The sequence below is a fragment of the Streptomyces sp. NPDC002463 genome, assembly GCF_042889835.1.
In the GTDB taxonomy this organism is placed as follows: Bacteria; Actinomycetota; Actinomycetes; order Streptomycetales; family Streptomycetaceae; genus Streptomyces; species Streptomyces nymphaeiformis.
Window position 1 is genome coordinate 161,830 of record NZ_JBIARL010000009.1, and the last position, 23,409, is coordinate 185,238.

Consider the following 23,409-nt stretch of genomic DNA (forward strand, 5'->3'; position numbering starts at 1 on the left):
AACCCCCACCGGAAGTTCCGGCAGGGGTTCCTTCGGCGGGCCGTCAGCGCGCGGTCTCGCGCTCGTAGGCCTTGAGCACCTCGTCCGTGGGGCCGTCCATCAGGAGCTGCCCCTTCTCCAGCCAGAGCACCCGGTCGCAGGTGTCCCGGATGGACTTGTTGCTGTGGCTCACCAGGAAGACCGTGCCGGCCTCCTTGCGGAGCTCGCGGATGCGCTCCTCGGAGCGGATCTGGAACTTGCGGTCACCGGTCGCGAGCGCCTCGTCGATGAGGAGGACGTCGTGGTTCTTGGCCGCCGCGATGGCGAACCGGAGCCGGGCGCCCATGCCGGAGGAGTACGTCCGCATGGGCAGGCTGATGAAGTCGCCCTTCTCGTTGATGCCGGAGAAGTCGACGATGTCCTCGTAGCGGGAGCGCACCTCCTCGCGGCTCATGCCCATGGCGAGGCCGCCGAGGATCACGTTGCGCTCGCCGGTGAGGTCGTTCATGAGGGCGGCGTTGACGCCCAGGAGCGAGGGCTGCCCGTCGGTGTAGACCTTGCCGCTCTCGGTGGGGAGCAGACCGGCGATGGCGCGCAACAGCGTGGACTTGCCGGAGCCGTTGGTGCCGATGAGGCCGATGGCCTCGCCCTTGTACGCGGTGAAGGTGACGCCGCGGACGGCGTGGACCTTGCGGACGCCCCGGGTGACCTCGGCCTTGCCGCGGCCGACGATCCGGCTGAGCGCCGCGGTGGCGCTGCCCTTGCCTCCGCCACCGGCGTTGACCCGGTAGACGATGTGGACGTCGTCGCAGATGACGGTGGGGACGTTGCTCTGGTTCGTGTCAGCCACGGCCGTACCTCTCCTCGGCCTTCCAGAAGTAGACGAAACCGCCGATGCCGAAGATCACGGCCCAGGCGAGGGCGGTGATCCAGACGTGCGACGGCAGGTTCCCCGCGCCGTAGCCCTCGATGAGGGAGTAGCGGATGAGGTCCATGTAGACGGCCGCCGGGTTGTACAAGAGGACCTTGGCGATCCACGCGGGCTTGTCGGCCAGCATCGCGGAGATCGAGAACATGACGCCCGAGGCGTACATCCAGGTCCGCATGATGAAGGGCATCAGCTGGGCGAGGTCGGGCGTCTTGGCGCCCATCCTGGCCACGATCATCGAGAGGCCCGTGTTGAACACGAACTGCAGCAGCAGCGCGGGGATCAGCAGCAGCCACCGCATGGAGGGGTAGCTGCCGAAGAAGAGCGCGACCGCCACGAGCACGATCATCGAGTACAGCAGCTGCTGGAGCTGCTGGAGCGAGAAGGAGATCGGGAGGGTGGCGCGCGGGAAGTGCAGCGCCCGGACGAGGCCCAGGTTGCCCGAGATCGCCCGCACACCGGCCATGACCGAGTTCTGGGTGAAGGTGAACACGAAGATGCCCGTGACCAGGAACGGGATGTAGACGTTCTCGGACATCCCGCGTCCGGCGCCCAGGATCAGCCCGAAGATCAGGTAGTACACCAGGGCGTTGAGCAGCGGGGTCGCCACCTGCCAGATCTGGCCGAGCTTGGCCTGGCTGTACTGGGAGGCCAGCTTCGCGGAGGAGAAGGCCACGATGAAGTGGCGGCGGCTCCACAGGTCGCGGACGTACTCGAACAGGCCGGGCCGGGCGCCGCTGACGGCGAGGCCGTACTTCGCGGCGAGGGCGGCCGGCTCCAGGCCCTCGTCGACGGCGGACGGAGGCGCGCTCGTCGCGACCGCCACGCCCAGGTGTGTGTCACTCACAGTCGAAACTTTCGTGTTCAAGATGCGCGGCACGTGGAGTACCACGATGTCAGACGACCGGGGGGCGACCCATCCGGGTCAGCCGCCACACCGTACGCCACCTCATGGGACGGCGCGGTCCGCAGGGGGTCGTCCAGCCCGCGCGGAATCCGCCGAGCCACGCCTTCAGCGCGGAGAGCGAGGGCCGCCGGGCCAGGGTGAGCAGGAGCCAGACGCCGAGATAGACCGGCACCAGGGGCGCGGGCAGATTGCGACGTGCCAGCCACACTCGGTTGCGGGCCACGTTGAAGTGGTACGAGGCGTGCCGGGACGGGGCTGTCGTGGGGTGCAGCAGCACCATGTCGGAACGGTAGTCGATCATCCAGCCGGCGTCGAGCGCGCGCCAGGCGAGGTCGGTCTCCTCGTGCGCGTAGAAGAACTCGTCCGGCAGGCCGCCGACTTCGGCGAAGACCTTGGTGCGGACGGCGTTGGCGCCGCCGAGGAAGGTGGTCACCCGCGAGGAGCGCATCGGGTCGGCCGAGCGCAGCCGCGGCACGTGCCGGCGCTGGGTGACCCCGGTCTCCGGATCGGCGATCCGGAAGCTGATGATGCCGAGGCGCGGATCGGCGGTGAAGGCCTGCCGGACCAGCTCGGCGGTGTCCGTGTGGGCGAGCAGTCCGTCGTCGTCGAGGAAGAGGAGGACGTCGACGTCGGTGCCTCCGGGGCCGAAGGCCTCGATGCCGACGTTCCGGCCGCCGGGGATGCCCAGGTTCTCGGGCAGCTCGACGGTGCGGACCCAGTCGGGCACCCCGGTGACCGGGGTGCCCTGACCGACGACGACGACCTCGACCGGGTCGCCCTCCTGCGCGGCGATCGAGTCGACGAGCGCGCGCAGGTCGTCGGGGCGGGTGCCCATCGTGATGACGACGGCACCCACCCTGAGCGGCGTGCTCACGGCCGGCCTCACTTCAGCCTGCTGGAGACCATGATCGACACGAGGTGCAGCACGGTCTGGAGCAGCGCGATGCCGGCGAGGACGGCGACACCGAGCCGGGAGAAGAAGAGGTCTCCCCTGACCTGGTCCGCGATCGCCAGGACCACGATGAGCAGCGAGGCCTCGATGCCGAGGACCAGCCGGTGGAACTTGAGCGCGGCGGCGGCCCGGCGGGCCAGCGCCATGCCGGAGGAGCGCGGCTCGGACGCCGCCTCCTTGACCGGAGGCAGACCGCCCTGGTGGCGGGCGACGCCGACGAGGTCGGTCTCGGCCTTGATCAGGATGGCGCCGAGCGCGGCGAGCGTCCCCAGGAAGGCCCACAGCCAGTCGATCCGGCCCGAGCCCCACAGGTCGGCGGCGCGCAGGCCGAAGCCGACGAGGACCGCCGCGTCGCACAGGTAGGCGCCGACCCGGTCCAGGTAGACACCGGCCAGCGAGTACTGCTTCTTCCAGCGGGCCACCTCGCCGTCGACGCAGTCGAGCAGCAGGTAGAGCTGGACCATGAGCGCGCCGAGCAGCGCCCCCGGGATCCCGGGCACCAGCAGGGCCGGTGCGGCGAGGACGCCCGCGAGCGTCATGACGTACGTGAGCTGGTTCGGCGTGACCTTGGTGCCGACGAGCTGACGGGTGATCCTGAGCGAGATCTCCCGCATGTAGAGGCGGCCGCCCCAGTGCTCGCCGCTCCGCCGGTCCTTCACACCCGGGGGGTGGACGACCGGGCGGAGCTCGGCGACGGTCGGCTTCCGCGCGGGACGGAGCTCAGCTACCGATGGATTTGGCATAGTCGGCGTACGCGTCCCTGATCTCGTCGTCGGACAGGTCGAGGTGTTCGAGGATGGTGAAGCGGCCCGGCCGGGTCTGCGGGGCGAAGGACACCGCCCGGACGAACTCGTCCACGGTGAAGCCCATCTCCTCCGGCAGGACGGGCAGCCCGTGCCGGCGCAGGGTGTCGACCATCAGCGCGGACGCGTCGCGGTCGCCCCGCAGGTGCATGGCGAAGGCCGCGCCGAGACCGCACTGCTCGCCGTGGCTGGCGGCGCGGGTCGGGAAGAGCAGGTCGAAGGCGTGGCTGATCTCGTGGCAGGCGCCCGAGGAGGGGCGGCTGTCGCCGCTGATCGACATGGCGATGCCGGACATCACCAGGCCCTCGGAGAGCGTGACGAGGAAGTCGTCGTCGCCCACGCCGCCGGGGTGGCGGAGCACGGCCTCGCCGGCGCTGCGGGCCATGGCGGCGGCCAGGCCGTCGACGGGCTCGCCGGTCTCGCGGTGCGAGAGCTCCCAGTCCGCGATGGCGGAGAGGTTGGAGATCGCGTCGCCGATGCCGGAGCGGACGTACCGCACGGGGGCGTCCCGGATCACGTCGAGGTCGATGACCAGCGCGATCGGGGTGGGCACACCGTAGGAGCCGCGCCCGTTGTCGTTGTCCAGGGTGGAGATCGGCGAGCAGATCCCGTCGTGCGACAGGTTGGTGGCGATGGCCACCAGCGGCAGCCCGACCCGGGCCGCCGCGTACTTGGTCACGTCGATGATCTTGCCGCCGCCGAGGGCGATCACGGCGTCGTACCGCTTGCCGCGCATGGCGTCGGCGAGCTTGACGGCCTCGTCGATCGTGCCGCCCGAGACCGGGTACCAGTCGGCACCCGGCAGCTCGGGGGCGAAGTGGTCACGCAGCTTGAGGCCCGAGCCGCCGCTGATGGCGACGGCGATCTTGCCGTTGCTGGAGATCCGCTGGTCCGCGAGGAGCGCGGACAGGTCGTCCAGCGCTCCCCTGCGGATGTCGACGACGACCGGCGAAGGAATCAGCCGAGTCAGTACTGGCACGCGATCTCACGGCCCTTCGCGAGGTCGTCGTGGTTGTCGATCTCGACCCACTTGACGTCGCCGATGGGGGCCACGTCGACGGTGAAGCCGCGGTTGACCAGCTCCTGGTAGCCGTCCTCGTAGTACAGGTCGGGGTCGCGCTCGAAGGTGGCCTTGAGGGCGTCGGCGAGCTCCTCGGCGGCCTCGGCCTCGATGAGGGTGACGCCGATGTACTCGCCGGTGGCGGTGGCCGGGTCCATGAGCTTGGTGATGCGCTGGACGCCCTTGCCCTCCTCGACGATGACCTTCATCTCCTCGTCGGCGAGGTTCTTCACCGTGTCGAGGGCGAGGATGATCTTCCGGTCCTCGCCGCGGGCGGCGAGCAGCGTCTTCTCGACGGAGACCGGGTGGACGGTGTCGCCGTTGGCGAGGATCACACCGCGCTTGAGGACCTCACGGGCGCACCACAGGGAGTAGGCGTTGTTCCACTCCTCGGCCTTGTCGTTGTCGACGAGGGTGATCTCGAGGCCGTACTTGGCCTCCAGTGCGTCCTTGCGGTCGTAGACGGCCTCCTTGCGGTAGCCGACGACGATCGCGACCTCGGTGAGGCCGATCTCGGCGAAGTTCTTCAGCGTGAGGTCGAGGATGGTGGTGTCACCGTCGACGGGCACGAGGGCCTTCGGGAGGGTGTCGGTGTAGGGGCGCAGACGCCGTCCGGCACCGGCTGCCAGTACGAGGCCGATCATGCTGTTTCTCCTTCGTCGTGAACGGCGGGTGCTCCGGAGGAGACCCAGAAGCGGATGGACTCCACGAGCACCACCAGCGCGACGGCGACCGCGAGCGCGGTCAGTGCCAGGGTGAAGTCGTCGCCGCGGTCCGCCAGCAGGGCGGCGAGGACGGTCACCAGGAGCGTGCGCCCCTCGTGTCCGCCGGTGACGCGCACCAGCCAGGCGGGCGGCGCGCCGGTGCCCCCGCGAATGCGGTACACCGTGTCGTAGTGATGGTAGGCGACGGCCGCGACCAGCCCGAATGCGGCGGGGAGCGCCTGCGGGACGTCGGAGCGGGCGGCGAGCACGAGGACGGTGGTGTACTCGGCGGCGCGGAAGAGCGGGGGGACCAGCCAGTCGAGGGCGCCCTTGAGGGGGCGGGCGACGGCGGCGCCGGAGAGGATCGCGTACCCGGCCGCGACGGCGACGAGGAGGGCGTCGCCGAAGGGCAGGACCAGCGCGCCCGCGACCATCAGCACGGCGGCGAGGAGGGCGACGACCGGGGCGGGGGCCGGGAGGCGGCGGGCCGCCTTCGCGACGGCCGAGGCGATCGGACCGCTGTCCGCGAGGTCCGCCAGGGCCTGCGCGGCCCGGTCGGTCCGCTTCGCCTTGCGGGTCAGGGAGCGCAGGACGCGGCCGGCCGTGGTGTAGCAGGCGCCGAAGGCGCAGCCGATGATCAGGGCCCAGAAGACGATCCGGGGGCTGGTGGCGGCGGTGAGGACGGCGATCATCGCCCAGCGCTCGCCGATCGGCAGGATGATCATGCGGCGGGCCCAGACGGTCCAGCCGAGGTTGTCGAGCCGGTCGGAGAGGGCCGCGGTGGGGCTCGTGTTCGCGGTGGCGTCGTGGTTGGCCTCGTTGAACGAGAAGTCCACGACGTGCCGGCAGGTCATGAGGACCATCGCGCCGAGGGCGAGGGCCCAGACGTCGTCGCCGTTGCGGGCGGCGCCGAGCGCGAGGCCCGCGTAGAAGGCGTACTCCTTGGCCCGGTCGAAGGTGGCGTCGAGCCAGGCGCCCATCGTCGAGTACTTCAGCGCGTAGCGGGCGAGCTGCCCGTCCGTGCAGTCGAGGACGAAGGAGACGAGCAGGAGGACGCCGGCGGCGATGTAGCCGCCGCGCGCACCGGTGGCCGCGCAGCCGGCCGCGATCAGCGCGGTGAGCAGCGAGGCGGTGGTGACCTGGTTGGGGGTGAGTCCGCGGCGCGCGCACCAGCGGGCGATGTAGCGCGAGTACGGGCTGATGAAGAAGGTGGTGAAGAAGCCGTCGTGCGCCTTGACGGCGGAGCGCAGCCGTACGGCCTCGTCGTCGACGGCGTCCACGGCGGCGCGGGCCTCGTGGCGGGCCTCCGCGTCGGTGGGCACGGTGGCGACGAGGGTGCCGAGCTGGGGCCGGTGCACGGCGACGCCGTCGGCGTCGAGCGTCTCGGCGAGCGTGTCGGTGAGGACGTCGGTGTCGGTGCGGGCGCCCGCTTCGGTGAGGGCCGGCGCGTCGGTGCCGGTGCGCGCGCCGGTGCCGGCGGTCGCGGAGACCGCTCCCAGGGCGCGGGCGAGCGCCGGGCGGGCCTCGGGCTGCGCGGTGAGCGCGCCGGGGGCGGCGGCCGCGGGGAAGCGGGGGTCGGTCAGGGTGAGGCGCAGGGCGTGCACGTGACCGACGAACCGGGGGTCGACGAGCGCGACGCGCTCGCCCGCCGGGACGGCGGCCAGCAGGGCGCCGGCCTCCTGGGCGCCGGAGGCGATCCGGACGTCGAAGCCGAGCGACCGCAGATCACCGTCGAGCGAGGATCCGGGTGCCGGCGGGCCGGTGAGGATGGCGGTCGACAGACGAACTCACTCCTTGAAGCTGACGGAGGGGCCGGCGGGGCCATGGCGGCCCCGGGCGCGGCGGTGTGGCCCGGCACCGGGCGGCGACACGTCGGCTGAGGCTATCGGATGAACGGAGTGCGATTTCACCGAGGCTTCGTCGGCAGTACTCCCCCGGGACCGTCCGTGTCCGTCCGGGTGCGCCGCGTTCCGTGGAGATCATCATGGGCGATCGGCCGCACGCCCGACAAACCCCGTTCCGGGAGGCCACCCGCACTGTCCCCCGGTTCTGGCGTCGTCGCAGGTCAGAGCATATGACAACGGTGTTCAGTACCGTGTTGCACATACCCCCCACCCGTAGTTCACTTGCGAATCGGGGCACACGAGAGACACGACCGGGAGGCCTTGTCATGGGGGCTGGACACGACCACGGGCACAGCCACGGCGGCCCGCCGCCGACGGGTACGGCGGCCGCCGCGTACCGGAGCCGGCTGCGGATCGCGCTCGGCATCACGCTCTCCGTGATGGTGATCGAGATCATCGGCGGACTCGTCGCCGACTCGCTCGCGCTGATCGCGGACGCGGCGCACATGGCGACCGACGCGGTCGGCCTCGCGATGGCGCTCCTCGCGATCCACTTCGCGAACCGGCCGCCCTCGGGGAACCGCACCTTCGGGTACGCCCGGGCCGAGATCCTGGCGGCGCTCGCCAACTGTCTGCTGCTGCTCGTCGTCGGCGGTTACGTGCTGTACGAGGCGATCCAGCGGTTCATCGAGCCGGCCGAGACCAAGGGCGGGCCGGCGATCGCGTTCGCGGTGATCGGCCTGGTGGCCAACGTGATCTCGCTGTCGCTGCTCATGCGGGGCCAGAAGGAGAGCCTCAACGTCCGCGGGGCGTATCTGGAGGTGCTCGCGGACGCCCTCGGTTCGGTCACCGTGATCGTCGCGTCCGGGATCATCCTGGCGACGGGCTGGCAGTACGCCGACCCGATCGCCTCGATCGTGATCGGCCTGATGATCGTGCCGCGCACGCTCAAGCTGCTGCGCGAGACCCTGGACGTGCTCCTGGAGGCGGCCCCGAAGGGCGTCGACATGGCGGAGGTACGGGCGCACATCCTGGCCCTGCCGGGCGTCGAGGGCGTGCACGACCTGCACGCCTGGACGATCACCTCGGGCCTGCCGGTGCTCTCCGCGCACGTGGTCGTCGACCAGGACGCGCTGGACTCCGTCGGGCACGAGAAGATGCTGCACGACCTCCAGGGCTGCCTGGGCTCGCACTTCGACGTGGAGCACTGCACCTTCCAGCTGGAGCCGGTCGGGCACGCGGAGCACGAGGCGAAGCTCTGCCTCTGAGCGGCCCCGGCTGTTAGTCTCGTCGTACGAACGCGTGTGGAGAGGAGCTGAGGTTGATGACCGTCGCGATGGAGGCTGCCCTGTGCGGCAGCGCCCGGTCGTCCCTCAGCCTCCGGGTCTCCGGCTGACCTGATCCCGGTCTTCCCACCGGTACGTCACGTCGTCGGCCGGGGCCCTTTCGTCCAAAGGGTTTCCACGTTGTCCGACAACGCTCTGCACGACTCCTTCTTCGCCCTGCACCACGGCCTTCCGCGCCAGGGTCCGGGCTCCGACACCACCACCCGTCGGCTCCTCGCGCTCGCGGGGAGGCTTCCCGAGCGTCCGCGCGTGCTCGACCTGGGCTGCGGCCCCGGCCGCTCCGCGCTGCTCCTGGCCGCCGAGGCGGGTGCCGAGGTGACCGCCGTCGACACCCACGAGCCGTTCCTCGCGGAGCTGCGGGAGACCGCCGCGGCCCGCGGGCTCGACGGGGCGGTCCGCACCCTGAACGCCGACATGGGCGCGCTGCCGTTCCCCGACGGCTCCTTCGACCTGGTCTGGGCCGAGAGCTCGGTCTTCGTCCTCGGCTTCGACCGGGCCCTGGCCGAGTGGCGCAGGCTCCTCGCGCCCGGGGGCATCCTGGTGCTCACCGAGTGCGTCTGGACCGCCGAGGAGCCGGGCCCGGCGGCCCGCGCCTTCTGGGAGGACCACTACACCCTCCGCACCGTCGCCGGGAACGCGGCGGCGGCCGTCGGGGCCGGCTACCACGTCCTGGGGACCGTCCCGCAGCCCGAGAGCGACTGGGACGAGTACTACGTCCCGCTGGCCGCGCACGCCGACGCGGCGGACACCTCCGTGCCCGGCATGGCCGAGGCGGTGGCGGGGGCGCGCGCCGAGATCGCGCTGCGGCGCGAGCACGGCTCCGACTACGGGTACGCGGGCTTCGTCCTGCGATCCGCCGATCCGCGCTGGCGCACCCGGCCGGAGACCCCCGGGGACGTCGACGCCGTACGGGCCGTCAACGCGGCGGCCTTCCCGACGCCGGAGGAGGCCGGTCTCGTCGACGCGCTCCGCGCCGACGCCGGAGCCTGGCTGCCGGGCCTGTCGTACGTGGCGGAGGCTCCGGACGGCACGGTCGCCGCGCACGCGCTGATCTCCCGCTGCCATGTGAACGGGGTCCCCGCGGCGGCCCTCGGCCCGGTCGCGGTCGCTCCGGGGCACCAGAGCGCCGGTGCCGGGCAGGCCGTCGTCCGGGCGGTCCTCGACGCGGCCCGGCTGCGGGGCGAGCGGCTCGTGCTCGTGCTCGGCCATCCGGGGTACTACCCGCGGTTCGGGTTCGCACGGGCGTCCGAGTACGGAATCCGGCCAGGTTTCGAGGTTCCGGACGAGGTGATGATGGCGCTCGTCCTGGACGGTTCGCAGCCGGTTCCCTCGGGCACGATCGCCTATCCGGCGGCTTTCGGGGTGTAGGCGCCCCGCGGGGCGGCGCCGCTCCCACCGCACCGGGTGTACTCCGGTGCGGTGGGAGCGGCCACGTCCGGCCGCCGAAGTGCGGACAAGCCGGTTTTGTACGGCAGACTGTGGTGGCCCCCACGGGCCGAGGACCGATGCGAAGGATGGTTTATGCCGACCACACCAGCCACCGCGGCTCAGATCTCGCCGGAGATCGCGTCGAACGGCGTCCAGCCGTCCGGAGTCCCGGCGCCGATCATGCTCGAACTGGTCGACGAGGAGGGGAGGACCATCGGCACCGCGGAGAAGCTCGCCGCCCACAAGGCGCCGGGACGGCTCCACCGCGCCTTCTCCGTCTTCCTCTTCGACGAGTCGGGCCGGCTGCTGCTCCAGCGGCGCGCGCTCGGCAAGTACCACTCCCCCGGCGTCTGGTCGAACACCTGCTGCGGCCACCCCTACCCGGGCGAGGCGCCGTTCGCCGCGGCGGCCCGGCGCACCTTCGAGGAGCTCGGCGTCTCGCCGTCGCTGCTCGCGGAGGCCGGCACCGTGCGCTACAACCACCCGGATCCGGCCTCGGGCCTGGTGGAGCAGGAGTACAACCACCTCTTCGTCGGCCTGGTGCAGGCCGCGCCGCGGCCGGACCCGGAGGAGATCGAGTCCACCGACTTCGTCACCCCCGAGGAGCTGGCCGAGCGGCACGCCGCCCTGCCCTTCTCCGCCTGGTTCATGACGGTCCTGGACGCGGCGCGTCCGGCGATCAGGGAGCTGACGGGTCCGTCCGGGGGCTGGTGACCGCCTGTTCCCGAGGCGACGCCTCCCGGCCCCGGTGCCATCGGGGCCGGGGCCGTCCGACGTCTCCCGCCGGACCGGCGGGAGCCGTCAGAGCGGTCCCAGGGGCAGCGCCGCCCAGATGATCTTCCCGCCGCTCGCGGTGTGCTCGACGTCGCAGGCGCCGCCGGCCTCCTGGGCGATCTCGCGGACCAGGAGGAGCCCCCGACCGCCGGTCTGCCCCCAGTCCGCCTCCAGGGCCTTGGGGCGGTAGGGGTGGTTGTCCTCGACGGACACCCTGACCCACTCGGGGCCGATCGCGACCTCCACCGCTATCTCCGGGGAGAGCAGCGCCGCGTGCCGTACGGCGTTGGTCACCAGCTCGGAGACGATCAGCAGCAGGCCGTCCATGATCTCCTCACGGACCGGGACTCCCTGGCGGACCAGCAGGTCGCGTACGGCGTGCCGGGCCTGCGGGACGGAGACGTCGACCGCTGCAGCGGTGAAGCGCCAGACTCCTTCGTAGGACGGTTGCCGGGCGGGGACGCCTCCGTGGGTCCCCACGGTCCCGTTCCCACCCTCGTGCTCGATTCTCGCCACGGATCGAGTCTTGGCAATGCGCGCAGGCCGACCGGCCTACTGACCAGAAGTCGACACCTATCGGCCACATTCTGATCGGCTGAGTATGCCAACGTCAGTTGTTCGACTGGTCCTGTGCGGTTTCTGAGGACTCCGGAGCCGGGCCCGCGACCGGCACCGCCGGGGTCACCATACGGACGATCCGCCTGCCGCCCACCCCGATCGCGATCAGGCCGAGCCCGTCGAAGAGCAGGGCGAGCGAGAAGAAGACGCCCGGGACGTACAGGCTGCTGTCCGGCCGGTCGAACAGGACCAGCAGGCCGAGGAGCAGCCCGAAGGCTCCCTGGAACAGCGTCCAGCCGAACTGCGGCCCCCGCACCACCACGGCGCCGACCAGCCGGGACAGCCCGCCCGTGAGGAACAGCAGGGCGGCGAACATCGTCAGCGCCTCCGCCGAGCCCTCCGGGTGGCGGATGACCACGACACCGGCCGCGATGTTCAGGGCGGCCACCACCGCGGCGAGCCAGAAGTAGCTGGTGCCGCGCGACTGGACGGCCTGCAGCAGCCCCACGACCCCGCCGATGAGCAGCAGCCAGCCGAAGAGGATCATCGAGGTCAGCGTCGCGGCGGCCGTGCAGATCAGGCCGACGACACCGCCGATCACCAGCAGGACGCCGAGCACGGCCAGCCGGCTGAAGTTGCGGCGGAGCCTCTTCCCCTTGCGCCTCATCTCCCGGACCGGGTCCGGTTCGGCGGGTGCGCCGTGGGCGTCCCCGGCCGTCCGGTGCCTCCTCGGAGCGACCCCTTCCTGATCGTACGTTCGGGTACGGCGGATAGCATCCGGCCCATGGAGCCGCAGCTGAAGGTCAGCGTCACGGACGGGATCGCCACCGTCGTCATCGCCAACCCCGCCAAGCGCAACGCCATGAGCGTCGGAATGTGGCGCGCCCTGCCCGGCGTCCTGGAGCCGCTCGCCGCCGACCCGACCGTGCGGGTCCTCGTCCTCACCGGCGAGGGCGACACCTTCTGCGCCGGCGCGGACATCTCGGCGCTGCGGGAGCCCGGGGACGAGCAGCAGACGCTCGCGGTACGGGCCGAGGAGGCGCTCGCGGCCTTCCCCAAGCCGACGATCGCCGCCGTGCGGGGCTTCTGTGTCGGCGGCGGCAGCCAGCTCGCCGCCGCCTGCGACCTGCGCTTCGCCGAGGAGGGTGCCCGCTTCGGGATCACCCCCTCGAAGCTCGGCATCGTCTACGCCTCCTCCTCGACCCGCAGGCTCACCGCCCTCGTCGGGCCCTCGACCGCCAAGTACCTTCTGTTCTCGGGCGAGTTGATGGACGCTGAGCAGGCGCTGCGGACCGGGTTCGTGGACGAGCTGCACCCGGCGGGCGCACTGGACAAGCGGGTGGCCGAGTTCGCCCGGCTGCTCGCCTCCCGCTCGCTGCTCACCCAGGCGGCGGCCAAGGAGTTCGCCGACGGGCGCCTGGACCGGGACGGGCACTGGGCGGAGCAGGCACGCGGCAGCGGCGACACCGCCGAGGGGGTCGCCGCCTTCCTGGAGCGCCGCGCGCCCCGCTTCACGTACGGGCTCTGAGTCTCAGCCCTCCCGGACCGGCTCCTTCTCGCCGCGCCAGTGCGCGACGATCGCCGCCGGGGCCTTCTCCGGGGAGCCCGCGTCGTAGGGCGGCTGCGGGTCGTACTCGGTGAGGAGCTGGATCGTCTGGGCGGTCTCGTCCCCGGCGATCCGGCCGAGCAGGTGCAGCGCCATGTCGATGCCGGAGGAGACGCCGGCGGCCGTGACGTACTTGCCGTCGAAGACGACCCGCTCGCCGGTGGGTTCGACGCCGAGCGCCCGCAGTTCGTCGAAGGCGAGCCAGTGGGTGGTCGCCCGGCGGTCCTTCAGCAGGCCCGCCGAGGCGAGGATGAGCGAGCCGGTGCAGACGGAGGTGGTCCAGGTGCTGGTGGCGTCGGCGGTACGGAGCCAGTCGAGGATCTCCGGGTCGTCCATGGCGACCCGGGCGTCGGGGCCGCCGGGGACCAGGACGATGTCCGGTCGCGGGACCTCGGCGAGGCTCCGGTCGGCGACGAGCGCGAGGCTGCCCTGGTCGTTGCGGACCGGCCCGGCCTCCTTGGCCACGAAGACGGTCTCGGCACCGGGCATCCGGGCGAGGAGCTCGTACGGGCCGACGGCGTCGAGGGTCGTGAAGCGGTCGTAGAGCAGGACGGCGATCTGCATCGGTGGTTCCTCTCAGGTGATGGGCGCGTGGAAGCGGCGGCGGTACTCCGCGGGGCCGGTCCCCAGGGCTTTCAGGAAGGCGCGGCGCATGGCCTCGGGCGTGCCGTAGCCGGAGGCGCGGGCGACCTCCTCGACGCCGCGCGAGGTCTCCTCCAGGAGGCGGCGGGCGTGTTCGAGGCGGACCCGGTCGACGTACCGGCCGGGCGGGGTGCCGGTCTCGGCGTGGAAGGCGCGGGCGAAGTGCCGGGGCGAGAGCCGGGCGCGGGCGGCGAGCGCGTCGACGGAGAGGTCCTCGCCGGGGTGCTCGCTGATCCAGTGCTGGAGGTCCCGCAGCGGCTCCCGCCGGGCGGTCTGGGCGGACAGCTGTGCGCTGAACTGGGCCTGGTTGCCGGGGCGGCGCAGGAAGACGACCAGGTGGCGGGCGACGGTGAGGGCGACGTCCCGGCCGAGGTCCTCCTCGACCAGGGCGAGGGCCAGGTCGATGCCGGCGGTGACGCCGGCGGAGGTGGACAGCCGCCCGTCCCGTACGAAGATCGGATCCGAGTCGACGTCGACGTCGGGGTGGCGGCGGGCGAGGTGGTCGCAGGCGATCCAGTGGGTCGTCACCCGGTGTCCGTCGAGGAGTCCGGCCTCGGCGAGGAGCAGGGCGCCCGTGCAGACGGAGACGAGGCGTCCGGCCGTCGGGGCGTGGACGCGCAGCCAGTCGATCAGCGCCGGGTCGGGTGCGCGGGTGCCCTCGCCGCCGGGGACGACGAGGGTGTGCGGGGGCCCGTCGGCGACGGCGTCGTCGAGGGAGGTGTCGGGGAGCAGGCGCAGTCCGCTGTGCGTACGGACCGGTCCGCCGTCGAGGGAGGCGGTGCGGATCGGGTACGCGGAAGGGTCCCCGGCGGCGCGTCCGGCACCGGCGAACACCTCGACGGGGCCGGTGACGTCCAGGCTCTGGACGTCGTCGAAGAGGACGACGAGGACGGGGCGCTGCGGCATGCCTCCATCCTCGGCGTGCCCGGTCGCGTCCGCAACGACGGGGAACCCACCTTTTCCGCCATGCGCCCCAGCCGTTCCCGTCGTACCGACCAGTCGGTAATGTTCGGTGCCATGACGACTGCCCTTCCCCCGCGCGCCGGACGCCACTGCCACAACGTCCTCAACCCGATCCACTCCACGCTGTACTTCTCGCCGGACCTGGACCGCGAGTTCACCGCGCTCGGCTTCACCGACCAGAGCGCGATGCGGCTCGCCGCGCGCAGCGCCGCGCTCGGCGCGGTGGGCGCGGGCACGGTCGCCGCGACCTTCTACAACTACAACCACGAGCTCCTCGCCCGGCACCTCCCGGCCGTCTGGGAGACCGCCTCCCCCGCCGAGGTCCTGGACGCACGCCTCCGGACCGTCGACGCGACCCTGCGCCGGCTGCTCGGCGAGGACGCGGTCGCGTCCCCGGAGATGGCCGAGGCGGCGGAGCTCGCCCTGCGCGCCGCCGAGGCCTGCACCCGGCACGCCCGGCCGCTGTACTCGGCCCACGCCGACCTGCCGGTGCCCGAGCAGCCCCACCTCGCCTACTGGTTCGCCGCCACCCTGCTCCGCGAGCACCGCGGCGACGGCCACCTCTCCGCCCTGCTCGCCGCCGGGCTCGACCCCGTCGAGGCCCTCGCCTCGCACACCGCCACCGGCAAGGGCATGGCCCCGCGCTGGGTCCTGGGCACGCGCGGCTGGCGGCGCGAGGACTGGGAGGCGGCACGGGAGCGGCTGCGCGAGCGCGGGCTGATCGACGCCGAGGGCGAGCTGACGGAGTCGGGCACGGCCCTGCGCGCCGAGCTCGAGGAGCACACCGACCGGCTGGACTCCGCCCCGTACGAGCACCTCGGCGCGGCCGGCGTCGAGCGCCTCACCGAGCTCGCGCGCGGCTTCCTGGTCACGGCGGCCGGCGCGGGCGCCTTCCCGGAGGACCTGATCGGCAAGGGCTGACCCGGCGGGCCGAGGGCCTGATCCGGGAGACAGGCCCCGGGGACGCGCGCGGGACGGGTCGGTTGCCGCGTACGGGTGACCGACCCGGCAGAATGCACTCGCAAGCTTGAGGCACGAGAAGGCGAGTCGGGACACCGTGACGACGTCCATCGAAGCAAGGATCGCCGAGGAGCTCGGCGTACGCGAGCGACAGGTGAAGGCAGCCGTCGAGCTCCTCGACGGCGGTTCGACCGTGCCGTTCATCGCGCGCTACCGCAAGGAAGCGACCGAGATGCTCGACGACGCGCAGCTGCGCACCCTGGAGGAGCGGCTGCGCTATCTGCGCGAACTGGAGGACCGCCGGTCGGCGATCCTCGACTCGGTCCGCGAGCAGGGCAAGCTGACGGAGACGCTGGAGGCGAGCATCCGGGCCGCCGACACCAAGGCGCGTCTGGAGGACATCTACCTGCCCTTCAAGCCGAAGCGGCGGACGAAGGCGCAGATCGCCCGCGAGGCCGGTCTCGAACCGCTGGCCGAGGGGCTGCTCGCCGACCCGTCCGTCGAGCCGGCGGCCGCCGCCGCGGCCTTCGTGGACGGGGACAAGGGCGTCGCGGACGCCGCCGCCGCCCTGGAGGGCGCGCGGGCGATCCTCGCCGAGAAGTTCTCCGAGGACGCCGACCTCATCGGCGAGCTGCGCGAGCGCATGTGGGGCCGCGGACGCCTGGTGGCGAAGGTCCGCGAGGGCCAGGAGGAGGCGGGAGCGAAGTTCGCCGACTACTTCGACTTCGCCGAGCCGTTCACGGCGCTGCCCTCGCACCGCGTGCTCGCGATGCTGCGCGGCGAGAAGGAGGACGCCCTCAGCCTGGAGCTGGAGCCGGAGGAGCCGACGGAGGGGCCTTCCTCGTACGAGGGGATCGTCGCCGGCCGCTTCGGCGTCGCCGACCGCGGCCGCCCCGGAGACAAGTGGCTCCAGGACACGGTCCGCTGGGCCTGGCGGACCCGCATCCTGGTGCACCTGGGGATCGACCTGCGGCTGCGGCTGCGGACGGCTGCCGAGGACGAGGCCGTACGGGTCTTCGCGGCGAACCTGCGGGACCTGCTGCTCGCCGCGCCGGCCGGCACCCGGGCGACGCTCGGGCTCGACCCCGGTTTCCGCACGGGCGTGAAGGTCGCCGTCGTCGACGCGACCGGCAAGGTCGTCGCCACCGACACGATCTACCCGCACGTGCCCGCCAACAAGTGGGACCAGGCCCTCGACAGGCTGGCGCGCCTCGCGAAGGAGCACGCGGTCGAGCTGATCGCGATCGGCAACGGCACGGCCTCCCGCGAGACCGACAAGCTGGCGGCCGAACTCCTCGCCAAGCACCCCGAGTTGAAGCTGACGAAGGTGATGGTCTCGGAGGCGGGCGCCTCGGTCTACTCGGCCTCCGCCTTCGCCTCGCAGGAACTCCCGGGCCTGGACGTGTCGTTGCGCGGCGCGGTCTCCATCGCCCGGCGGCTCCAGGACCCCCTCGCCGAGCTGGTGAAGATCGACCCGAAGTCCATCGGTGTCGGCCAGTACCAGCACGACCTGGCCGAGGTGAAGCTCTCGCGCTCCCTCGACGCGGTGGTCGAGGACTGTGTGAACGGTGTCGGCGTCGACGTCAACACCGCCTCGGCGCCGCTGCTTTCGCGGGTCTCGGGCATCAGCGGCGGCCTCGCCGAGAACATCGTCGCGCACCGGGACGCCAACGGCCCCTTCCGCTCCCGCAAGGCGCTCAAGGACGTGGCGCGGCTCGGCCCGAAGGCGTACGAGCAGTGCGCGGGCTTCCTGCGCATCCGGGGCGGCGACGACCCGCTGGACTCCTCGTCCGTGCACCCGGAGGCGTACCCGGTGGTGCGCCGGATGGTGAAGGCGACGGGCGGCGAGGTCGCGGCGCTGATCGGCGACACGGGCACACTGCGCTCGCTGCGGGCGGACGACTTCGTCGACGAGACCTTCGGTCTGCCGACGGTGACGGACATCCTGCGCGAGCTGGAGAAGCCGGGCCGCGACCCGCGTCCGGCGTTCCGCACGGCCACCTTCAAGGAGGGCGTCGAGAAGATCGGCGACCTGGCGTCCGGGATGGTCCTGGAGGGTGTCGTCACCAACGTGGCCGCGTTCGGCGCGTTCGTGGACGTCGGTGTGCACCAGGACGGTCTGGTGCACGTGTCGGCGATGTCGAAGACCTTCGTCAAGGACCCGCGTGACGTGGTGAAGCCGGGTGACGTGGTCAAGGTGAAGGTCCTGGACGTGGACATCCCGCGCAAGCGGATCTCGTTGACGCTGCGGCTCGACGACGAGCCGGGCACGGAGGGCCAGGGCGGCGCTCCCCGGCGGGACCGGGGCGAGCGGGACGACCGCGGCGAGCGTTCCGGCCGGCCTCCGCAGCAGCGTCAGGGCGGCGGTGGCCGCCGCTCCGAGGACGGCAAGCGGAATGAGCGCGGGGAGCGGGGCGGCAACCGGAACGACCGGGGTGGCCGGGACCGTTCGGCGGCGCCCGCGCCCGCGAACAGCGCGATGGCGGACGCCCTCCGCAAGGCCGGGCTGCTCGGCGAAGGCGGCAAGCGCCGCTAGACCGCGCGATCCGGAACGTTCCGGCACGAAAGAGGCCACAGCCCACCGGGCTGTGGCCTCTTCGCGTGGGGCTCCGTCGCGACGTGCGCCGAGGTGGTCCGATTCGCCGGTTGACGTGGACAGAGCACACGGTTCATGATCATCTTCGTTCTGCTCGTGGCGCCCACGACGCTCCCCCCTCCTGGAATCGGATCGACTGATGAAGCGCATGATCGCGAAGGTGGCGGGTGTCTCCGCCGCCGCGATGACCATGGCCCTCGTCCCGCTCGCGGGCACCTCGTACGCCGCCGGCTGCTCCGGCAGCGGCTGCGACAACCTCGGCCCCGTCTCGCAGGGCTGTGACGCCGACGCCACGACCAAGGCGTCGACCATCAACGGCAACGGCTTCAAGGCCGAGCTGCGCTGGTCCAACGCCTGTCAGGCCGGTTGGGTCCGCACCACGTCCCCCTCCGGTAGCCAGTGGTGGCCCCGGTACGGCTCCATCGAGAAGTGGTTGGGCCCCGGCACCGACTTCCAGCGCAGCCTCTCGGTGCAGTTCCCCTACCAGGCGGGCACCGACTGGTCCAACATGCTGGGCAGCGGCAGCGCCTACTACCGCGTCTGCATCAATGACAACGGCAACGTGACCTGCAGCAACTTCTGGTAGACCGCCGGCCCCCGCGCCCGCGTCGAAGAGGCCACAGCCCCTCGGGCTGTGGCCTCTTCGCGTGCGCAGCGACTACGGCAGGAAGCGCAGCGCCCAGTCGGCGCGGTTGGCGACGGACAGGTCGTCGTCCTCCGTCATCGGCTGGAGGAGACGGCGGGCCGTCTTCGGGTCCGCCTGGACCAGGTCGACGATCTCGGCGGCCAGGCCGTCCTGGTCGTCGCCGAGGTCGACGGCGGAGGCGCGGACCAGGGCCGGGAGGGTGTCGGTGCCGCCGATGGCGGCGACGACTCCGCCGAGGAGTTCCCGGGCGTAGGCGTTCCGCTCGGCGAGGGCGCGGTCCAGCTCCGCCTGGAGGCGCGGCAGGAGGCCGGCGTCGCCCGAGGCCGCGATCTCGTCGGCGAGGTCGATCGTGGCGTCGACGTCCGCGTCCAGATCGTCCAGCATCTCGGTCAGCCGGGTCAGTAGGTCGGTCATGGTGCCTCCTGGAATGCGCCGTCCACGAGAGCGGGGACGGTCGTCGAGCTGTCGGTCTCGGCGGCCACGGCCACGTCCTGCGGAAAGCCGTACTCGTACAGTTCACGGCCCGAGTCGCAGCCGTGCAAGGCGGCGACCGGGTCCTCGGTCGCGTCCCACAGCGTGGCCGCCGCGGTCGCCTCCGGGGTCATGCGGGTGTGCGGGCCCGCGAGCGCGGAGAGCACGGCTCCCGCGCCCAGCAGGTCTTCGAGGGCGGGGCGCAGCGAGCCGTCGGGCCACCGCTCGCCCGAGGCGATGACGGCCAGCGGCCGGTCGGCCGTGCCGTGGCCGCGGTCGGCGAGCCAGCGGGCGACGGCCGAGCGGTTGCGCAGGGAGGCCGCGACGACCACCGCGCCGCCCGAGGCGGCCTCCGCGGCGATGGTGGAGCCGTTCGGGGACGGCAGGACCAGGCGCGAAGGCCTCGGGGCGGCGCGCAGGGCGGCCGGGGAGAGCGTCCACGGGTGCGGCCCGGTGGCCTCGCGGCGGCCGACGGCGAGCACGGCGTCCTTCTCCCGCGCGTACGCCGCGGCCGTGGCGTCCCTCCAGCGGTACGGGTACACGGCGGTGCCGCCCTCGACGGCGACGCCCACGGAGGTGGTGAAGGACAGCACGTCGACGACGACCACGCAGGCGGCCGCCGGGGCGAGGGCCCGCGCCTCGACGGGCCCCCAGCCGAAGGAGACCGTCATCGCCGACCGCATAGGGAGGCGCCCGTGATCACAGCTCGGTCACCTTGCCGTCGGCGACCTCGATGCGGCGGGTGGTGCGGACCGCGTCCAGCATGCGCCGGTCGTGGGTGACGAGCAGCAGCGTGCCGGTGTACGAGTCGAGGGCGGACTCCAGCTGCTCGATGGCCGGCAGGTCCAGGTGGTTGGTCGGCTCGTCGAGGACGAGCAGGTTCACACCCCGGCCCTGGAGCAGGGCGAGCGCGGCGCGCGTCCGCTCGCCCGGGGAGAGCGTGGTGGCGGGCCGCAGCACGTGGACGGCCTTGAGACCGAACTTGGCGAGCAGCGTCCGGACCTCGGCGGGCTCGGTGTCGGGCACGGCCGCGCAGAAGGCCTCCAGGAGGGTCTCCGTGCCGTGGAACAGCTTCCGGGCCTGGTCGACCTCGCCGACGACGACGCCCGAGCCGAGGACCGCGTCGCCGGAGTCCAGCGGGAGACGGCCGAGGAGCGCGGCGAGCAGGGTCGACTTCCCGGCGCCGTTCGCCCCGGTGACGGCGACCCGGTCGGCCCAGTCGATCTGGAGGGTGACGGGACCGAAGGCGAAGTCGCCGCGGCGGACCTCGGCCTCGCGCAGGGTCGCGACGACCGAGCCCGAGCGGGGCGCGGCGGCGATCTCCATGCGCAGCTCCCACTCCTTGCGGGGCTCCTCGACCACGTCGAGGCGCTCGATCATGCGCTGGGTCTGCCGGGCCTTCGCGGCCTGCTTCTCGCTGGACTCGCCGCGCAGCTTCCGGCCGATCTTGTCGTTGTCGGAGGCCTTGCGGCGGGCGTTGCGGACGCCCTTGTCCATCCAGTTGCGCTGCATGAGGGCGCGCCCTTCGAGGGCGGCCTTCTTGTCCGCGTACTCCTCGTACTCCTCGCGCGCGTGGCGCCGGGCGGTGTCCCGCTCCTCCAGGTACGCCTCGTAGCCGCCGCCGTACAGGGTGATCTGCTGCTGGGCGAGGTCGAGTTCGAGGACCTTGGTGACGGTGCGGGTGAGGAACTCGCGGTCGTGGCTGACGACGACCGTCCCGGCGCGCAGCCCCTTCACGAAGGACTCCAGGCGTTCCAGGCCTTCGAGGTCGAGGTCGTTGGTGGGCTCGTCGAGCAGGAAGACGTCGTAGCGGGAGAGGAGCAGCGAGGCGAGGCCGGCGCGGGCGGCCTGGCCGCCGGAGAGGGCGGTCATCGGCTGGTCGAGACCGACGGTGAGGCCGAGGGAGTCGGCGACCTCCTCGGCGCGCTCGTCGAGGTCGGCGCCGCCGAGGTTCAGCCAGCGCTCCAGGGTGACGGCGTACGCGTCGTCCGCGCCGGGCGTGCCGTCGACGAGGCCCTGGGTGGCCTCGTCCATGGCGGCCTGGGCGGCGGCGACGCCGGTGCGGCGGGCGAGGAACTCCCGCACGGTCTCCCCCGCGCGCCGCTCGGGCTCCTGCGGAAGGTGACCGACGGCGGCGGTGGGCGGGGAGAGCCGCAGCTCGCCCTCCTCCGGGGTGTCGAGCCCGGCGAGCAGCCGCAGCAGGGTCGACTTGCCGGCGCCGTTGACGCCGACGAGGCCGATCACGTCACCGGGGGCGACGACGAGGTCGAGCCCGGCGAAGAGGGTGCGTTCGCCGTGGCCGGCGGCGAGGTCCTTGGCGACGAGGGTGGCAGTCATCAGGGAACGAATCCTAGGCGACGCGGCGACACGCCGAGGATTCGAGGAGCCCGAGCAGCACGGACCGGTAGGTCGGGCCGTGGAAGCGGTACGGGCCGACGCCGGGGTAGGGCTCGCGCACGGGCTCGGCGGCGGTGCCGGTCTGCCAGGCGAAGTCGCGCCAGACGACGTCCGCGCCCTCGCGGGCGACGACGGCGGTGACCGCGCCGCAGCCGGGGTCCTCGCAGTCGGGGCAGGAGTGGATCACCTGGCGGCTGCCGTCGGCCAGGAGCAGGCGGTGGGCGTGCTCGGCGCGGACGGTGGGCGGGAGGTCCGCCGCGAGGGGCGAGACGGTGTCGAAGCCGTCGGTCTCGTCGAGCCGGTGGAGCAGCGGCCTGCCGTCGACGAGGAAGTCGTGGTGGAGGTGGTCACCACCGGACGGGGCGGCGGGGACGAGGTCGAAGGACGTGTACGGGACCGGCATGACTCGAGTATTTCGGCCTTCCGTGGCCGCGCCGTCCCGGAAATGTCATGGTCCCGGTACGGTCCCGGGCATGAAGAACGACGTGATCGTGGTGGGGGGCGGGGTCGTCGGCCTGGCGACGGCGACGCGGCTGGCGGAGCGCGGGCGTCGGGTACGGATCTGGTCCCGCGACGACCTCCTCGGGACGACCTCGGCGGTGGCGGGCGCCCTGTGGTGGCCGTACCGGATCGAACCGGCGGCCGAGGTCGGCGCCTGGTCCCTGGAATCGCTGCGGGTGTACGAGCGGATGGCCGTCGATCCGGAGCGGACCGGGGTCCGTCGGGTGTCCGGGGTCCACGCGGGCACGGTCCTCGACGAGCTCGGCGCCTGGGCCGAGGAGGTCGAGGGGCTGCGGCAGCTGGCGCCGGAGGAGGTGCCGGGGCCGTACGGGACGGGGCTCGCCGCGCGGCTGCCGTTGATCGACATGCCGGTCCATCTGACCTTCCTGCGGGGCTGGTTCGAGGCCCTGAGCGGGACCTTCGAACGGCGCGAGGTCGCCGGTCTCGAGGAGGCGGCGGCGGAGGCACCCGTGGTCGTCGACTGCACGGGGCTCGCGGCGCGGGAGCTCGTACCGGATCCCGGACTGCGCCCGGTGCGGGGGCAGTTGGTCCTGGTGGAGAACCCGGGGATCGAGGAGTGGTTCACGGCGGCGGACGAGTCGGCGGGCGAGACCACGTACTACTTCCCGCACGAGGACCGGCTGGTGCTCGGCGGGACGGCGGAGGAGGGCGACGAGCGACTCGTGCCGGACCCGGCGACGGCGGCGGCGATCGTGGCGCGGTGCGCGCGGGTGCGGCCGGAGATCGCGGGGGCCCGGATCCTGGGCCACCGGGTGGGCCTGCGGCCCGCGCGGGCGGGCGGGGTGCGGATCGAGGCGGTGCCGCTGCCGGGCGGCGGCCGGCTCGTCCACAACTACGGGCACGGCGGCGCGGGGGTGACCGTGGCCTGGGGCTGTGCGGAGCGGGCGGCGGAGCTGGCGATGGGCTGAGGCGGGCGGCCGGCCCGGGGCCGGAAAGGCCGGCCGCTCAAGGTCTGGAACGGCCGCGGGGCGGTCGCCTCCTTCCGGAGGGCGACCGCCCCGCGTCACGTACTACTTCCAGATCGGCGGCTTGCTGTTGCTGTCCGCGTCGGCGCACTGCTTGGCGCGGCGCTCCAGGGCGTCGGCGTGGGCGAGGGCCTTGCGGGCCTCCGCCGGGGCGCCGTCCCTCTTGAGCCGGGCGGCCCGGTCGCGCTCCTTGTGGGCCTCCGCCCGCAGCGCCTTGACGTTGCAGGTGATGGGCTTTGCGGCGGCCGGCTCGGCGGTCACCGTCTGCCCGAACAGCACGCCCCCGGCGAGCAGCGTCGTGGCGAGCAGAGCCGTGAGCGTACGGCGCGCGGGCTTGGTGTGGCGCATGGTGGTTCTC

General features: G+C 72.8%; 25 protein-coding genes. 9 read left to right on the plus strand and 16 right to left on the minus strand.

All coding sequences use genetic code 11. The features are described 5' to 3' along the window. Positions 1–43 precede the first annotated feature (43 nt). From ACFYX3_RS19745 to ACFYX3_RS19775, 7 genes are read right to left on the minus strand one after another with little or no spacing between them, the layout of a single operon-like run. The gene (locus tag ACFYX3_RS19745) at positions 44–829 is read right to left on the minus strand and encodes an ABC transporter ATP-binding protein (RefSeq protein ID WP_376587459.1); all 786 of its coding nucleotides are present in this window, start codon (positions 827–829) and stop codon (positions 44–46) included. Beyond that, complete coding sequence (locus ACFYX3_RS19750; RefSeq protein ID WP_382652399.1) at positions 822–1,754, minus strand: ABC transporter permease; 933 nt, start codon at positions 1,752–1,754, stop codon at positions 822–824. Before ACFYX3_RS19750 ends, ACFYX3_RS19745 begins: the two co-directional genes overlap by 8 nt. 49 nt (positions 1,755–1,803) lie before the next feature. Further along, on the minus strand, positions 1,804–2,649 hold the full coding sequence (locus ACFYX3_RS19755) for a glycosyltransferase family 2 protein (RefSeq protein WP_376587672.1): 846 nt from the start codon (positions 2,647–2,649) through the stop codon (positions 1,804–1,806). 47 nt (positions 2,650–2,696) lie between these two features. Next, positions 2,697–3,509 carry a CDP-alcohol phosphatidyltransferase family protein gene (locus tag ACFYX3_RS19760; protein WP_359515970.1) on the minus strand — a complete coding sequence of 271 codons (813 nt, stop codon included), beginning with the start codon at positions 3,507–3,509 and terminating at the stop codon, positions 2,697–2,699. Beyond that, complete coding sequence (locus ACFYX3_RS19765) at positions 3,487–4,548, minus strand: iron-containing alcohol dehydrogenase family protein (RefSeq protein WP_389014905.1); 1,062 nt, start codon at positions 4,546–4,548, stop codon at positions 3,487–3,489. Before ACFYX3_RS19765 ends, ACFYX3_RS19760 begins: the two co-directional genes overlap by 23 nt. Beyond that, on the minus strand, positions 4,536–5,273 hold the full coding sequence (locus tag ACFYX3_RS19770; RefSeq protein ID WP_376587450.1) for a sugar phosphate nucleotidyltransferase: 738 nt from the start codon (positions 5,271–5,273) through the stop codon (positions 4,536–4,538). Before ACFYX3_RS19770 ends, ACFYX3_RS19765 begins: the two co-directional genes overlap by 13 nt. Then, complete coding sequence (locus tag ACFYX3_RS19775; RefSeq protein ID WP_389015291.1) at positions 5,270–7,057, minus strand: DUF5941 domain-containing protein; 1,788 nt, start codon at positions 7,055–7,057, stop codon at positions 5,270–5,272. The genes ACFYX3_RS19770 and ACFYX3_RS19775 overlap by 4 nt, the downstream gene beginning before the upstream one ends. Here ACFYX3_RS19775 and ACFYX3_RS19780 point away from each other — a divergent pair. The 4 genes from ACFYX3_RS19780 to idi all read left to right on the plus strand — a co-directional run bounded on the left by ACFYX3_RS19780 (position 6,938) and on the right by idi (position 10,665). Then, the gene (locus tag ACFYX3_RS19780) at positions 6,938–7,213 is read left to right on the plus strand and encodes a hypothetical protein (RefSeq protein WP_382652394.1); all 276 of its coding nucleotides are present in this window, start codon (positions 6,938–6,940) and stop codon (positions 7,211–7,213) included. The two genes, ACFYX3_RS19775 and ACFYX3_RS19780, sit on opposite strands and share 120 nt — an antisense overlap. Before the next feature lie 290 nt (positions 7,214–7,503). After that, positions 7,504–8,445, plus strand: coding sequence for a cation diffusion facilitator family transporter (locus tag ACFYX3_RS19785; RefSeq protein ID WP_389014910.1), 942 nt, complete (start codon positions 7,504–7,506; stop codon positions 8,443–8,445). 198 nt (positions 8,446–8,643) lie between these two features. Continuing rightward, positions 8,644–9,891: a GNAT family N-acetyltransferase gene (locus ACFYX3_RS19790; protein ID WP_389014913.1), complete on the plus strand. Its 1,248-nt coding sequence runs from the start codon at positions 8,644–8,646 to the stop codon at positions 9,889–9,891. A gap of 153 nt (positions 9,892–10,044) precedes the next feature. Next, the gene (gene idi / locus ACFYX3_RS19795; protein WP_389014916.1) at positions 10,045–10,665 is read left to right on the plus strand and encodes an isopentenyl-diphosphate Delta-isomerase; all 621 of its coding nucleotides are present in this window, start codon (positions 10,045–10,047) and stop codon (positions 10,663–10,665) included. 87 nt (positions 10,666–10,752) lie between these two features. On the opposite strand, the gene ACFYX3_RS19800 is transcribed toward idi, so the two are convergent. Both ACFYX3_RS19800 and ACFYX3_RS19805 read right to left on the minus strand, forming a co-directional pair. Next, complete coding sequence (locus ACFYX3_RS19800; RefSeq protein WP_376587440.1) at positions 10,753–11,205, minus strand: ATP-binding protein; 453 nt, start codon at positions 11,203–11,205, stop codon at positions 10,753–10,755. A gap of 130 nt (positions 11,206–11,335) precedes the next feature. Beyond that, on the minus strand, positions 11,336–11,950 hold the full coding sequence (locus ACFYX3_RS19805; protein ID WP_389014919.1) for an HdeD family acid-resistance protein: 615 nt from the start codon (positions 11,948–11,950) through the stop codon (positions 11,336–11,338). Between the two features lie 117 nt (positions 11,951–12,067). Here ACFYX3_RS19805 and ACFYX3_RS19810 point away from each other — a divergent pair, with 117 nt between their 5' ends. Then, positions 12,068–12,811, plus strand: coding sequence for an enoyl-CoA hydratase/isomerase family protein (locus ACFYX3_RS19810; protein WP_389014922.1), 744 nt, complete (start codon positions 12,068–12,070; stop codon positions 12,809–12,811). Between the two features lie 3 nt (positions 12,812–12,814). On the opposite strand, the gene ACFYX3_RS19815 is transcribed toward ACFYX3_RS19810, so the two are convergent. Together ACFYX3_RS19815 and ACFYX3_RS19820 are read right to left on the minus strand one after the other, a co-directional pair. Beyond that, positions 12,815–13,453: a DJ-1/PfpI family protein gene (locus ACFYX3_RS19815; RefSeq protein ID WP_389014925.1), complete on the minus strand. Its 639-nt coding sequence runs from the start codon at positions 13,451–13,453 to the stop codon at positions 12,815–12,817. Positions 13,454–13,465: 12 nt separating this feature from the next. Continuing rightward, on the minus strand, positions 13,466–14,437 hold the full coding sequence (locus ACFYX3_RS19820; RefSeq protein ID WP_389014928.1) for a GlxA family transcriptional regulator: 972 nt from the start codon (positions 14,435–14,437) through the stop codon (positions 13,466–13,468). Positions 14,438–14,548: 111 nt separating this feature from the next. On the opposite strand from ACFYX3_RS19820, the gene ACFYX3_RS19825 reads away from it, so the two are divergent. From ACFYX3_RS19825 to ACFYX3_RS19835, 3 genes are all read left to right on the plus strand, one after another. After that, positions 14,549–15,415: a hypothetical protein gene (locus tag ACFYX3_RS19825; RefSeq protein WP_389014931.1), complete on the plus strand. Its 867-nt coding sequence runs from the start codon at positions 14,549–14,551 to the stop codon at positions 15,413–15,415. Positions 15,416–15,551: 136 nt separating this feature from the next. Continuing rightward, a complete protein-coding gene (locus tag ACFYX3_RS19830) occupies positions 15,552–17,990 on the plus strand; it encodes a Tex family protein (protein WP_389014934.1) in 2,439 nt (812 codons plus the stop codon). A 199-nt stretch (positions 17,991–18,189) separates the two neighbouring features. After that, positions 18,190–18,636, plus strand: coding sequence for a DUF2690 domain-containing protein (locus ACFYX3_RS19835; protein WP_389014937.1), 447 nt, complete (start codon positions 18,190–18,192; stop codon positions 18,634–18,636). Positions 18,637–18,708: 72 nt separating this feature from the next. On the opposite strand, the gene ACFYX3_RS19840 is transcribed toward ACFYX3_RS19835, so the two are convergent. From ACFYX3_RS19840 to ACFYX3_RS19855, 4 genes are read right to left on the minus strand one after another with little or no spacing between them, the layout of a single operon-like run. Then, positions 18,709–19,110, minus strand: a complete 402-nt coding sequence (locus ACFYX3_RS19840) for a hypothetical protein (protein ID WP_352026599.1) — start codon at positions 19,108–19,110, stop codon at positions 18,709–18,711. Beyond that, positions 19,107–19,838 carry a 2-phosphosulfolactate phosphatase gene (locus tag ACFYX3_RS19845; RefSeq protein ID WP_389014940.1) on the minus strand — a complete coding sequence of 244 codons (732 nt, stop codon included), beginning with the start codon at positions 19,836–19,838 and terminating at the stop codon, positions 19,107–19,109. The genes ACFYX3_RS19840 and ACFYX3_RS19845 overlap by 4 nt, the downstream gene beginning before the upstream one ends. A gap of 28 nt (positions 19,839–19,866) precedes the next feature. Then, the gene (locus ACFYX3_RS19850) at positions 19,867–21,504 is read right to left on the minus strand and encodes an ABC-F family ATP-binding cassette domain-containing protein (protein ID WP_382652367.1); all 1,638 of its coding nucleotides are present in this window, start codon (positions 21,502–21,504) and stop codon (positions 19,867–19,869) included. Positions 21,505–21,517: 13 nt separating this feature from the next. Then, positions 21,518–21,967 (minus strand): hypothetical protein, encoded by a 450-nt coding sequence (locus tag ACFYX3_RS19855; RefSeq protein WP_382652365.1) that lies wholly within the window; start codon positions 21,965–21,967, stop codon positions 21,518–21,520. Positions 21,968–22,037: 70 nt separating this feature from the next. Here ACFYX3_RS19855 and ACFYX3_RS19860 point away from each other — a divergent pair, with 70 nt between their 5' ends. Beyond that, positions 22,038–22,994, plus strand: coding sequence for an NAD(P)/FAD-dependent oxidoreductase (locus ACFYX3_RS19860; protein WP_389014944.1), 957 nt, complete (start codon positions 22,038–22,040; stop codon positions 22,992–22,994). A 102-nt stretch (positions 22,995–23,096) separates the two neighbouring features. On the opposite strand, the gene ACFYX3_RS19865 is transcribed toward ACFYX3_RS19860, so the two are convergent. Then, entirely contained in the window at positions 23,097–23,399 is a 303-nt protein-coding gene (locus ACFYX3_RS19865) for a hypothetical protein (protein WP_376587414.1), read from the minus strand. Positions 23,400–23,409 lie beyond the last annotated feature (10 nt).

Bases quoted from the DNA above. Each gene is read 5' to 3' on its own strand.
- ACFYX3_RS19755 (WP_376587672.1), bottom strand. From the start codon at position 2,649: ATGGGCACCCGCCCCGACGACCTGCGCGCGCTCGTCGACTCGATCGCC.
- ACFYX3_RS19760 (WP_359515970.1), bottom strand. From the start codon at position 3,509: ATGCCAAATCCATCGGTAGCTGAGCTCCGTCCCGCGCGGAAGCCGACC.
- ACFYX3_RS19770 (WP_376587450.1), bottom strand. From the start codon at position 5,273: ATGATCGGCCTCGTACTGGCAGCCGGTGCCGGACGGCGTCTGCGCCCC.
- ACFYX3_RS19785 (WP_389014910.1), top strand. From the start codon at position 7,504: ATGGGGGCTGGACACGACCACGGGCACAGCCACGGCGGCCCGCCGCCG.
- idi (WP_389014916.1), top strand. From the start codon at position 10,045: ATGCCGACCACACCAGCCACCGCGGCTCAGATCTCGCCGGAGATCGCG.
- ACFYX3_RS19805 (WP_389014919.1), bottom strand. From the start codon at position 11,950: ATGAGGCGCAAGGGGAAGAGGCTCCGCCGCAACTTCAGCCGGCTGGCC.
- ACFYX3_RS19810 (WP_389014922.1), top strand. From the start codon at position 12,068: ATGGAGCCGCAGCTGAAGGTCAGCGTCACGGACGGGATCGCCACCGTC.
- ACFYX3_RS19815 (WP_389014925.1), bottom strand. From the start codon at position 13,453: ATGCAGATCGCCGTCCTGCTCTACGACCGCTTCACGACCCTCGACGCC.
- ACFYX3_RS19820 (WP_389014928.1), bottom strand. From the start codon at position 14,437: ATGCCGCAGCGCCCCGTCCTCGTCGTCCTCTTCGACGACGTCCAGAGC.
- ACFYX3_RS19825 (WP_389014931.1), top strand. From the start codon at position 14,549: ATGACGACTGCCCTTCCCCCGCGCGCCGGACGCCACTGCCACAACGTC.
- ACFYX3_RS19835 (WP_389014937.1), top strand. From the start codon at position 18,190: ATGAAGCGCATGATCGCGAAGGTGGCGGGTGTCTCCGCCGCCGCGATG.
- ACFYX3_RS19840 (WP_352026599.1), bottom strand. From the start codon at position 19,110: ATGACCGACCTACTGACCCGGCTGACCGAGATGCTGGACGATCTGGAC.
- ACFYX3_RS19845 (WP_389014940.1), bottom strand. From the start codon at position 19,838: ATGACGGTCTCCTTCGGCTGGGGGCCCGTCGAGGCGCGGGCCCTCGCC.
- ACFYX3_RS19850 (WP_382652367.1), bottom strand. From the start codon at position 21,504: ATGACTGCCACCCTCGTCGCCAAGGACCTCGCCGCCGGCCACGGCGAA.
- ACFYX3_RS19855 (WP_382652365.1), bottom strand. From the start codon at position 21,967: ATGCCGGTCCCGTACACGTCCTTCGACCTCGTCCCCGCCGCCCCGTCC.
- ACFYX3_RS19860 (WP_389014944.1), top strand. From the start codon at position 22,038: ATGAAGAACGACGTGATCGTGGTGGGGGGCGGGGTCGTCGGCCTGGCG.
- ACFYX3_RS19865 (WP_376587414.1), bottom strand. From the start codon at position 23,399: ATGCGCCACACCAAGCCCGCGCGCCGTACGCTCACGGCTCTGCTCGCC.